An 11,874-nucleotide genomic window follows, 5' to 3' on the forward strand; every position below is an offset into this window, starting at 1 on the left:
CGCATAGTTGACGGGGCTGCACCCGGGCCTGGAAAGGTTCGGATGCAGGAAGCTCCGCTATATATAGAAAGATCCGAGAGGGATGTAACAAACGGTGAACCAGTTGAATGGAGGAATTAATATGGAACTATTAGAAGAAATTATGTTGCTGCATAAAGGCGGTAAGCTTGAAACTACCCTGAAGCATCCGATTCTGTGCAAAGACGACCTGTCCAAAGTCTACACGCCGGGTGTGGCGAAGGTCTGTCAGGCGATTGCCGACGATCAGTCCCAGGCTTATGAGCTAACCACGAAGAAGAATACCGTAGCTGTCGTATCCGATGGCACGGCTGTACTGGGGCTTGGCGATATCGGGCCGAAGGCGGCCATGCCGGTTATGGAAGGTAAGGCAGCGCTGTTCAAGCAGTTCGCAGACGTAGACGCCGTGCCGATATGCCTGGACACCAAGGATACCGAAGAGATTATTGCGATTGTAAAAGCGCTTGCCCCGACGTTCGGCGGCATTAACCTGGAGGACATTTCCTCTCCGCGCTGCTTCGAGATTGAAGCCAGACTAAGAGCCGAGCTGGACATTCCGGTCTTCCATGATGACCAGCATGGTACGGCAATTGTCGTAACTGCCGGATTGCTGAACGCACTCAAGGTATGCGGCAAGGATATTAAGGATGTCAAAATCGTGGTCAACGGCATCGGTGCAGCAGGCATCTCCGTCTCCAAAATGCTGCTGCATGCCGGAGCGGTGAACCTGATCGGCGTGGACCGGGAGGGCGCGATTAACCGGTTGGCGGATTATGAGCGCAGCCATTGGAGCGATTTTGCCCAGATTACGAACCCTTATCTAGAAATCGGTAGTCTGTCCGATGTGATCAAAGGCGCGGATGTCTTCATCGGAGTCTCTGCACCGGATGTGCTGAAGCTGGAAGATGTGCTGAACATGGCCACCGACCCGATTGTCTTCGCTATGGCGAACCCGATGCCGGAGATTGATCCCGCCATTGCTGCGCCGCATGTAAGAGTCATGGCGACCGGCCGTTCCGACTATCCGAACCAGATTAACAATGTACTGTGCTTCCCTGGGATATTTAGAGGGGCGCTGGATTGTGAAGCTACGGATATCAATGAAGACATGAAGCTGGCGGCTGCAGAGGCGATCTCCTCCGTGATTGACCCGTCTGAGCTGCATGAGAAATACATTATCCCAGACGCCTTCGATCCGCGGGTAGTAGAGAGAATCCGCATGGCTGTAGCCGAAGCGGCAGCCAAGAGCGGCGTAGCCCGCAAGAACCTGCTCGTCGGCATTAACTGATTCCTATATTAATATTAATGAAGATACACAAACGGCAAGCTCGTCAGATGAGCTTGCCGTTTGTGTATCTTTTGGGGTCCCCGCAAAGTATCTGAGTCATCATCGAAGCCAAAGCCCCACTTTGTGGGGTTATTTTGTATGTTTTGGGGTCCCCGCAAAGTATCTGAGTCATCATCGAAGCCAAAGCCCCACTTTGTGGGGTTAATTTGTATGTTTTGGGGTCCCTGCAAATGGGGTAATGAACGGGAGATTCTGGGCCGGATATGGAAGTACCCGGTTGTACATAAATCTGATATCGGAGGGAAAGAGATGAGTGAGCATGAAGTGGAAGCTATCGGCTGGGATGCGATAGAGAAACAGATGACAGGGATATACGGACAACAGGAACCTAAGCATTATGCTGCAATGCTGCCCTATAGCCTGGGGGGGAATGACCCGCTGAACGGAATCAGCGCCTATGCAGCCGAGCAGCCATACCCGCATTGGCATTTCGTAACCTTCGGGTTCTCCGAGCTGTATGAGAAGGAGTCTGAAGACCTTGAATACAGCGGCTACGGCTTCGAGCTGACCTTCCGTCTGGCGCGTAGTAGCGGCGAGCAGGAGCCTCCAGCCTGGGCAATCAATCTGCTGCAAAACATGGCCAGATATGTATTCTCCAGCGGCAATATCTTTGCTTCCGGCCATCATCTGGATGCCAATGGCCCCATATGCCTCGGGGCTGATACCCTGCTGACGGCGCTGGCGTTCACCGATGACCCGGAGCTTCCAGCTGTGGATACGCCGAACGGCCGTGTGGAATTCCTGCAGATGGTAGGAATCACAGCGGACGAGCTGGAAGCGATGATTTCCTGGAATACCAATGCCTTCCTGGAGGCCAGCCAGGAGGTGCTCCCTCTCTATATCACCGATCTTGACCGGGATTCGCTGCTCCGGCTTCCTGTCATCCAGGAGGCGGTACGTCAGGGCATCGAGCGTGACGGGTCGCAGACGGGCATTCTGTATGTGGATGAACTGGATTATGAGCCGGGCAAAAGCCGCCTGATCGGCACAGCACCTGCTGTCCTGACCATAGGCGCAAGGCAGGCACCGACTATAGCCAAGCTGCTGCGCGGCCGTCTGCTGAAAGGGAAGCCGCTGACCCTGACCAGCAAGAAGCTGCAGGTGATGCTGGAGCGCAGACCCGATAACGAGAGTGTGGTCAACGAGGACTTTGTCAGCCTCGGCTTGACGGAAGAGGCGGTCCTGGAGCTGGAGGAGAAGCTCCAGCCTAAGGAAGGGGAGCTCCGGTTGTCTGCCGCCAAAGGATTGAAGGTGCAGATCCGCAAAACCTATATCAAAGACCAGGAAGGTAATGTGGTCAAGACTATCGGATAATCAGAGCCAAGGCCTGAAGTCTGGATAATGTATGCTACAACCGAATAGAATGGGCTGGTATAGCGGCATATAGCCTGAATGTATATGGAAAACAGCATACATTGTGTTCGTAAGCAGGCATATGGCCTGAATGTATATCAAAAACAGCATACATTGTGTTCGCGCAAAGGTAATCTTATTCATCCGTTAGGATGATTTTTAAAAACGGATAGACTGCCTGAAGACCCAATCTTTAGCTTATCTTTAGACTTGGTTTAGTCTGAATTAAGAATCCCCGGCTATATTTAAGTGAATAAGAAACGCTGCTTAAAATATAAGAACGGGAGTCCACTATGGCCAAATTGAATTTGTTTATCCGCGTGTGTATTGCCGTGCTGCTGGTGCTGGGCATTATCTATGTCAGCTCACTGGTAGACTTTATTTTTACCCCCATTATCTCGTTGTTCAAGGTTGTGATGGTGCCGTTAATGCTCGCCGTCTTCTTCTATTATCTGCTTCGGCCCCTGATTGACTTCCTGTCCTCCCGCAAAATGAAGCGGACGCTGGCGATCCTGCTGGTCTATCTGGTCATTGCTATGCTGTTACTGGGCTTCACAGTAGGGGTCTGGCCTTCGCTGCAAAGTCAGCTGCTGAACCTGGTCAACAATATGCCGGGTGTGCTGAGGGCAGTAGGGGAGCAGCTTAGCAAGCTGGAGAACACTGAATTGCTGTCAGGACTGCTTCCCGAGAATATGAACCTGTCCAGCCAATTGATAGGCTATTTAAATACAGGCTTTTCGCTGGCAACGGGCTATGTGTCCGGGCTGTTCTCTTTTGTCTCTAATTTTGCGATTGTGCTGTTCACCTTTCCGATCCTGTTGTTCTACATGCTAAAGGAGGGCGGGAAGTTCGGCGATAAGCTCGTGAGCTTTTTCCCGAGACGCTATCATGAGGAAGGCGCCGGGGTGGTTGCCGAGATTGACAACGTGATGGGCAGCTTCATCGTCGGCAGAGTGCTGGTCAATCTGGCGCTCGGCGTGCTCATGTACATCGGGTTCCTGATTATCGGCCTGCCGTATGCGCTGCTGCTGACGCTGGTGGCGGTGCTGATGAATTTTATCCCTTTTATCGGGGCCATTCTGTCTACTGTGCCGATCTTCATTATCGGTCTGATCGAGTCCCCGTCTACGGCGGTCTTGTCGATTGTGGTCGTGCTCGTTGCGCAGCAGATTCAGGATAACCTGGTGGCCCCTTATATCTTCGGCAAAAGCATGGATATCCACCCGCTGACCACCATTATTCTCGTTCTGGCCGGCGGCGATTTCGGCGGAATCATCGGTATCCTGGTTATTATTCCGGTCTACATGATGCTCAAAATCATAACAGTCAAGCTGTATCAGCTTTTCATCCGCAAGCGCTGGGATGAGGAGCCGCCAGCGCCCATGGGACCGGCGGAGCCGGTGCCCGAGGGCACAGTATCTTCTGCGGAAGCGGGGGAGTAGGTAGTAATTGAATAAGGCAGATTAAGTGCCGATTAGCGCTTGAATGAGGTAGAGAAAGTGCGAGTTGGGTGAAGTAAGAGCGAGGTTGGGTGAAGTAAGAGCAAGGTTGGATGAAGTAAGAGCGAGTAGGTTGAAGTAAGACTGGAGCTGGGCCGGCCTCGGGGCAGAGTTGGAAAAAAGGCACTTATTTCGCGCGGAATGGACGGTTACGGGGGAGTAGGTGGAAAAGTACATCTAATCTGCCCAATTCTAAGGATTCACCGAAAGTCGGCCCCAGTAAGTGTTGTTTATCCAACTAATCTCTGAAAGTGTGTCTGTAGCGCGAAATTAGATGAACTAAATCCATTTGCTTCACACGCTGCGTTCTGAGCTGTGGGTATACATCCGATACAACCGCATACTGATCTGAATCCCAAAAAAGGTCTATCCCAAAAGCCATCATATGGCTGGGATAGACCTTCTTCAATTAGAATCACCATGAGCAGAAGGGTAGCCGCTCTGTGTTCGGACCAGCATGAGGCTTCAGCCGCAAAGCTGCAACGCACTACTCAAGCTGTTAAGCTCTACTCACAGCTACTCCCGCATCAAAAACGTCCGCGTCCGCTCCAACTTCGCATTGCCGAAGATCTCCTCCGGGGTGCCGGATTCGGCAATGTCCCCGTTGTCCATGAAGAAGACGCGGTCCGCGACATCACGGGCGAAGCTCATCTCATGGGTGACGATCATCATCGTCATGTTCTCCTCGGCCAGCTGGCGGATGACGCGCAGCACCTCGCCGGTTAATTCAGGATCAAGTGCCGAGGTCGGCTCATCGAACAGGAGAATGTCCGGGCTGAGCATCATTGCCCGGGCAATAGCAACCCGCTGCTTTTGCCCGCCTGACAGCGTAGAGGGGTAGACGTCGGCTTTGTCAGCCAGGCCTACCTTGGCAAGCAGCTCCCGGCTCTTGGCCGTGATCTGCTGCACACTCTCCCGCTTCAGTGTGCGCGGGGCAAGCTCCAGGTTGTCCCGCACACTGAGATGCGGAAACAGATTGAAATGCTGGAACACCATCCCCATGCTTGAGGTGATGTCTCTAATCGCCGCCGTACTGGCGTAGCGTCCGTTCTCAACAAGCGTTTTCCCGCAGATCGAGATGCTGCCGCCGGTGACTTCCTCCAGATGTACGAGGCTGCGCAGCATGGTGCTTTTGCCGGAGCCCGAGGGTCCGATCACCGCAACGACTTCGCCGGGCTTCACATCAAAGCTTATCTGATTCAGCACACTGAGGCTGCCGAAGTCCTTCTTCAATTGCCGTACTTCAATCATGCTACTCATAGCGATACAGCCCTTCTACTCAAATTTGAAACGTTTCTCCAGCAGCTTGAAGAACAAGGTCAGCACCAGGGTCATCAGCAGATAAATAACGCCCGCTACGACAAAAGGCGTGACGGTGAAATCACGGTTCACCGCCGTCTTGGCGAAATTCAGCAGCTCCGGCACCGCCACGGCATACAGCAGAGCGGTATCCTTGACCAGCGTGATGGACTCATTAGCAACCGCAGGCAGCGCCACGCGGAACATCTGAGCGAGAATGACCTTGCGCAGTGTCTGCCAACGGCTAAGCCCAAGCACCTTGGCCGCCTCATGCTGGCCTTTATCGATTGAGAGCAGTCCGCCCCGGAAGATTTCGGCGAAATAAGCGCCGTAATTCAGGATAAAGCCCAGGCTCGCCGCTACAAAACGGTCCATAACCAGATATTCCCCGATTACGGGAATCTGCGGCAGGCCGAAGCAGAAGAAGAACAATTGCAGCAAGAGCGGCGTTCCGCGCATGACGTAAATATAGGTGTGTGCGATCCAGGCTAGCGGCTTTAACGTGCTTTTGGCCATCAGCGTGACGACCATCCCGAGCGGAATGGACAGCACGATCACGATCAGGAACAGCAGCACCGTAGTCCGGGCGCCTTCCAGCATCGGTCCGGAGATTCTAATAATATAATCGATATCCATGTCTACACCCGGCTCCTAAACGATAGCATCTAGTTCAATACCTTATTCTCTCCGAACCACTTGGTTGAAATGTCGGCGGCTGTTCCGTCACTGCTCAGCTCATCCAGCGCCTTCTGCAGCTCATCCAGCAGAGCTTCATTACCTTTCTTAATGCCGATACCATATTGCTCAGGGGCCAGCGATTCTTCCATCAGCTTGTACGTATCCGGCTCCTTGGCTATGTAATATCTGGCAACCACCTCATCGATGACCACCCCGTCCAGACGGCCCGACTTCAGGTCGGTCAGCGCCAGCACATTATCGGTGAATTCAGACACGCCGCCAAGCTCGGCCTTGATCGGATTCGCATCCAGGGCATCGGCGGCAGAGGAGAGGCTCTGAAGTCCGATTTCTTTACCGGCCAGATCCTTAAGCTTCGCAAGTGCTGAATCCGCCAGCACAACGACCACCTGACTATTCTCCAGATAAGGCTTCGTGAATAACACCTTGTCCTTGCGCTCATCCGTGATGGTGTATCCGTTCCAGATCATATCAATCCGCCCGCTGTTCAGCTCAGACTCCTTCGCGGACCAGTCAATCGGCTGGAAGGTAACCTCCCGGCCCATCTTCGCGGCAGCGGCTTTCGCATAATCGATATCGAAGCCGACAAGCTCATTGTTATCATCCCGGAAGCCCATCGGTGCGAACTTGTCGTCGATGCCGATCACCAGCTTCCCGTCCTTACCGCCTGAACTGGAGCAGCCAGTGACCACTGCAAGTGCCATAATTACGAGTAGAACCCATATTCCCTGTCTCTTCATCTCTCTAATCCCCCTAGTAGATTGCCTGCCGCATCCATTGCTTTAGTTCGTTAATACGTTATCAGGTTATCATAATAGCATAGGATGTGAGCTTATGTCGATAGAGTTGAGAGAGTTGAGAGAGGCAGATGTGTCCAAAATAAATCTATCTCCTCCGGCCCGGAGCTGAGCGTGTTCATACGTGCTTGGCTGTCCGCTTGAACGGCCAAACCGCCTACATCCCGGTGGAGCCGGAATGAAGACGGTTTCAGATAACAGTTATATGCGGTAAACTTCAGACTGCTGTGTTTACGCCAGTTTTCCTACTTCGCTACCTTCAATATTGTGTATTGCCCGATTGGCTGGTCTTGCCCGAGGCATAACCCTTGAAGAGGGTGGGCACATTGCGGTAGCGGGTATTGGTGATCCGCGCAGCGCTGCTGCTGCTGTCTGTCCGGAAGATGGAGTCCTTGACATTGGAGATGTCCGAGTTGTCCAAAGTGAAATTCACGGTGTAGGAGGTGCCGCCGTTCTGGCGGGCCAGCTTGCCGATGTCATTCGCTTTGAAGTTCTTGATATTGATCGTGCCCGCAGCGTTCGCCTGAAACACTTTATCGTAGGCTTTGTACGCACCTCCGCCTGTAATATTGATGGTGCCGGAAGCCTTCAGTGTCAGGGCATCCTCGCCGACATCCTGCCAGGTCACATTGGAGATGGTCGCATTCCCGTAACAGTGTACCCCGTCTGCGCCGGGAGCGCCGATAATTACATTTTTGAGTGTAGCATTCTTTTCCAGCCGGAAGATGGGCTTCTGGTTCTCTGCCTGGCTGCCGTCTCCTAGCGTACTGGGATTGGCGACAAACGTCTGGCCGCTGCCGTCATACGTCTGTCCGGCCGGTACGACAATCGTCGAGTTCACCACAATGGGCGTTGCGGCAGATACCTTGGGGGGACTGGCGACATAGAACGAAGACAACAGAGCAACCGACAGGAGCAAGCCAACTACCTTTTTCAAAAACATTCCGCCCTTCAACTGTAGAATGAGGTCCGGCGCACCGGTCCCTTGTGGCATGCCAGCCAGATGTGCACCTCTGATGGCACCCGATATCTAGCCTATTCAGAACACGTGTGCATAGAACAAAATCCTTTTAATGAGAACAATTTACATATTTTAGACAAAATTAGGCAAGGGTTGCAAGCTGATAGATAAAGGATAACAATAGTAGAATAACAGAGCCGCAGAAACGGAGGGATTTAGAATGACTGAGGAAGAGCTTGACGCCATGTGGGAGAAGCAAATGCAGGAGGAGAAAGAAGAGAAGGTGAAGAAGTACAGCATCCTGAACAATTTGGCGCTACAGGGGCAGACCGTACTGGCGGGCTCCTCACTGATGGAGTTTTTTCCGGTGAATGAATTGCAGCAGACGCTGGAGAAGCGGACCATCATCTATAACCGCGGGATTGCGGGCTATGTGACCCGGGAATTGCTCGAAGCGCTGGAGGTATGTGTGCTAGAGCTTGCGCCTTCGCGGCTGTTCATTAATATCGGCACGAACGACATCAGTTCAGCGGATGGTGAATATGAGCTCGGGAATCTGCTTGCGAATTATGATGAGATCCTCACCCGGATTGGCGCAAGGCTGCCTGAGTGCAAGGTGTATGTCATGGCTTATTATCCTGTGAACGCCAAGGCTGACTTCCCCGGAATGGATGAGGAGCTGCGGGCGAACTACTTCAGAACGAGAACCAATGCGGCACTACTGGAAGCGAACCGGGCCGTGGAGGAGCTGGCGGTCAGGCACGGCTATGAGTTCATTAATGTGAATGAGGGACTGATGGACGCCGAAGGGAATCTGAAGGAAGAGTACACGATGGATGGCGTTCATATGTATGCTAACGGGTACGCGGTGGTGCTGAATAATCTTAAGGGGTATTTGTAAGAGGCAGGCGTAGGATGTGAAAAATAACACTGTCAGGTCTAGGCGGCTTCATGATTATTAAAAAGCTGGGCACCTTTGCGATTATTTAATCGGATTAAAGGCACCCTGCTTTTGCTCATTTTCCAGCACTATTATTCAGGAATTTTAAATATGCTTACATTACTGTAATTTTGTCCTGTGATTTGCAAGTTTAACGTCCCAATTCCTGTTGCAGTGATTGGGAAAACAAGTTCAGAGTTAGCCGTAGTTACATTTATCAGACCACTGGCCGCCAACGCCAGGCCGCCAGGTCCTGCAGTTCCTCCGCCTGCTTTATACAAATAGGAGGGGAAGGGGGCAATTATACCGTCCAAGGTAGGTAGAACAGTTATAACATCTGCACTTGCAGCGACATCACTAATGAACAATCGAATGTTGTAGGCAACAAAATAAATGCCTGTTTCTTGTATTATTATGCTTGTGTTACCACCGGTACCTCCAAGGGTAATCCCCTGAGCAAATACCGTACTGAACGGTATGTTAATCGTGACGCCATCATTTACTTGTGTGTTGTTAACCGGTACAAATCGTCCATTAGTGGCCAAAATATTTGGTCCGGTGACGCCCGTGAGCCCGGTAACGCCTGTGAGTCCGGTGACGCCCGTGAGCCCGGTAACGCCTGTGAGTCCGGTAACGCCCGTGAGTCCAGTAACGCCAGTAACGCCAGTAGCTCCGGTAACACCGGTAGCTCCAGTATCACCAGTAGCCCCGGTAGCGCCAGTAGCTCCGGTAACACCAGTAGCTCCAGTAGCTCCGGTCACACCGGTAGCGCCAGTAACTCCTGTAGAACCAGTACCCCCCGTTGCCCCTCCCCCTGAACCAGTCGGTCCCGTTATTCCGGTCGGCCCCGTTGCCCCTGCCCCTGGACCGGTCGGTCCTGTTACACCGCGAAGCCCCGTCACTCCGGTCGGCCCCGTTGCCCCTGCCCCTGGACCAGTCGGTCCTGTTACACCGCGAAGCCCCGTCACTCCGGTCGGCCCTGTTGCCGCCCCTGGACCGGTCGGTCCTGTTACACCGCGAAGCCCCGTCATTCCGGTCGGCCCCGTTGCTCCAGTCGTCCCTTTCCCTCCGCCGGTATTTTGTCCAAGCAGTTCTTCAGACACCAACCGGTGTGCGCTTACCAGTTGACCTGTACTGCTCTTGCCCCACACCGAGATTTGAATGAAATCGCTCAATTCAGTCATATTTGCAGGTGTGACAAAGATAAATTCAAAACCATTAAAATCAGCGTAATAATTCTTAGTAATGACTTGATTTGTTGCAATTTGGACTACTTCGCTAACGTACAGGACTCTGGTTCCTGCGTTTAAATAATACCCTTGAATGGATACTGAGGAAGCCGAATCAACGCTGCGGTTATCAATTTTAACGGTAACCTGCTGAGTAGGCCTCACTCCGTTAACCGGGTTATTTTCGATCGGTCCAGTTGATAAAAAGGCCATTATTGGGTCACTTCCTATCCGTATACTTAGATTTCGTTCAAGTATGCGCCCGGTATTGTATGCCGAGTCTGCACACATAAACGGAAACACTCCAGTCAGCAGCATACTTAATGATTACTATAGTAATATTCGGATTCTCCGGTTTGGTGCGAATTTAGAGGTCGATTCCATTTCAGTAAGCCGAGCTCGCGCTGCGGTTATCGATTTTAACGGTAACCAAGACATAAAGAGAATAAATACTATAGCGGATGAGGCTTATTCCAATCTCTCAGATCAACTCCCGCCGCCGCTTCAAATACACATACAGCACGATGCCAGACAGGGAGCAGACGGCGGCGCATAAGCCGATAAAGCCGTACCCCGCCTGGAGCCCACGGAGTAGGCCAAGCTGGGTGGTGGAGCCGTAGAATGCTTTGACGGCTTCAATCACCCAGCCGATAATGTAGTTGCCGATAACGCTGCCGAGGCCCATCAGGGTCACCACGAAGGTAATAGCGGTGTCGCTCCCGTTCGGGTACCGGCGGGCGATGAACGCCATAACCGTAGGATAGATAATAGCAATCCCGGCCCCGGAGAGGGCGAACAGAAAGGCGAGACGCTCCCCGCCAGCCAGGGCGGCGAAGGTGCAGACCGCCGAGAAGCAGGAGAAGATAATCAGCGAGAGCACGAAGCCGATCCGGTCTGTCAGCGCGCCGAGCAAAAGCCGGCCGAGAGAGAACACCAGGAAGAATGCAGAGAGCAGGCCGGAGGCCCGGACGGTGTCCCAGGCATAGGCTTTTTCCAGAAAGTTAACCAGCCAGCCGCCCACCGCCAGCTCCGAGACCACGCCGAAGGACAGGATCATCACCATCATCCAGAGCGCGGGATCACGCGTCAGCGTGCGGAAGGAGGTGCGGTCCTCCTGCGGAAGATCATCTCCGGGAAATGTGCTGCGCAGCGCCGAGAGAATCGGCAGCAGACAGAGCGACAGCATGACCAGATACATCCCCCGCCAGTCCAGCAGATGTCCGAACACGCTCATCGACATGACTCCGGTAGCGAGAAGCGGCGCCACGGTTGAGCTTAATCCATAGAAGAAGTGGGAGAGGTTCATCATCATCCCCGTGTTTTTGACGAAAATACGTGCCCCCAGAATCGCCAGTCCGATCTCCAGCATCCCGTTCCCTATATACATCAGGAAGTAGGACGAAGCAAACAGCGGATAGCTGTGCGACAGGTAGATCAGTACCCCCGAGAGGACCATGGAAGCAAATGAAATAATAGTGACCGCCTTGATCCCCCATTTGCGGACAAGCACAGCGGTGAAGGAGCAGGCGATCAGATAACCCAGCGCGTTCAGCGAGAGCAGGGTGCCGAGCTGGCCTTCATCCAGATTGAACGAGAGCTGAATCCGCGGAATGGCGGGCCCTTTAATATTCTCTGAGATGCCAAAGACGACAAAGCCCAGAAAGATTGTCACGAGCTGCATGATATAGACGGTGTTACGTTTGTTGCCTGGTGCGCTGGCAGAATTGCCGGATT

At 52.9% G+C, this 11,874-nt stretch carries 10 protein-coding genes; 4 read left to right on the top strand and 6 right to left on the bottom strand.

What is annotated here, in order from left to right; translation table 11 throughout:
* Positions 1–121 precede the first annotated feature (121 nt).
* The 3 genes from NST04_RS13535 (at position 122) to NST04_RS13545 (ending at position 4,161) form a co-directional block, all read left to right on the top strand.
* Positions 122–1,306 (top strand): NAD(P)-dependent malic enzyme, encoded by a 1,185-nt coding sequence (locus NST04_RS13535; RefSeq protein WP_341184661.1) that lies wholly within the window; start codon positions 122–124, stop codon positions 1,304–1,306.
* A 309-nt stretch (positions 1,307–1,615) separates the two neighbouring features.
* Positions 1,616–2,680: a suppressor of fused domain protein gene (locus tag NST04_RS13540; protein WP_341184662.1), complete on the top strand. Its 1,065-nt coding sequence runs from the start codon at positions 1,616–1,618 to the stop codon at positions 2,678–2,680.
* Between the two features lie 332 nt (positions 2,681–3,012).
* On the top strand, positions 3,013–4,161 hold the full coding sequence (locus tag NST04_RS13545; RefSeq protein WP_341184663.1) for an AI-2E family transporter: 1,149 nt from the start codon (positions 3,013–3,015) through the stop codon (positions 4,159–4,161).
* Between the two features lie 573 nt (positions 4,162–4,734).
* On the opposite strand, the gene NST04_RS13550 is transcribed toward NST04_RS13545, so the two are convergent.
* From NST04_RS13550 to NST04_RS13565, 4 genes are all read right to left on the bottom strand, one after another.
* Complete coding sequence (locus tag NST04_RS13550; protein ID WP_341184664.1) at positions 4,735–5,478, bottom strand: amino acid ABC transporter ATP-binding protein; 744 nt, start codon at positions 5,476–5,478, stop codon at positions 4,735–4,737.
* A 15-nt stretch (positions 5,479–5,493) separates the two neighbouring features.
* Positions 5,494–6,153 carry an amino acid ABC transporter permease gene (locus NST04_RS13555; RefSeq protein ID WP_341184665.1) on the bottom strand — a complete coding sequence of 220 codons (660 nt, stop codon included), beginning with the start codon at positions 6,151–6,153 and terminating at the stop codon, positions 5,494–5,496.
* Between the two features lie 29 nt (positions 6,154–6,182).
* Entirely contained in the window at positions 6,183–6,953 is a 771-nt protein-coding gene (locus tag NST04_RS13560) for an amino acid ABC transporter substrate-binding protein (RefSeq protein WP_341184666.1), read from the bottom strand.
* Positions 6,954–7,269: 316 nt separating this feature from the next.
* Positions 7,270–7,953 carry a pectate lyase gene (locus NST04_RS13565; RefSeq protein ID WP_341185242.1) on the bottom strand — a complete coding sequence of 228 codons (684 nt, stop codon included), beginning with the start codon at positions 7,951–7,953 and terminating at the stop codon, positions 7,270–7,272.
* Between the two features lie 238 nt (positions 7,954–8,191).
* Between NST04_RS13565 and NST04_RS13570 the strand changes: the two genes are divergently transcribed.
* Entirely contained in the window at positions 8,192–8,872 is a 681-nt protein-coding gene (locus NST04_RS13570) for a GDSL-type esterase/lipase family protein (protein WP_341184667.1), read from the top strand.
* Positions 8,873–9,003: 131 nt separating this feature from the next.
* Here the strand turns inward: NST04_RS13570 and NST04_RS13575 are convergent, their stop codons facing one another.
* Together NST04_RS13575 and NST04_RS13580 are read right to left on the bottom strand one after the other, a co-directional pair.
* A complete protein-coding gene (locus tag NST04_RS13575; RefSeq protein WP_341184668.1) occupies positions 9,004–10,095 on the bottom strand; it encodes a hypothetical protein in 1,092 nt (363 codons plus the stop codon).
* A 526-nt stretch (positions 10,096–10,621) separates the two neighbouring features.
* The gene (locus tag NST04_RS13580) at positions 10,622–11,821 is read right to left on the bottom strand and encodes an MFS transporter (protein ID WP_341185243.1); all 1,200 of its coding nucleotides are present in this window, start codon (positions 11,819–11,821) and stop codon (positions 10,622–10,624) included.
* Positions 11,822–11,874 lie beyond the last annotated feature (53 nt).

This window comes from Paenibacillus sp. FSL H7-0756, assembly GCF_038006765.1.
In the GTDB taxonomy this organism is placed as follows: domain Bacteria; phylum Bacillota; class Bacilli; order Paenibacillales; family Paenibacillaceae; genus Paenibacillus_AQ.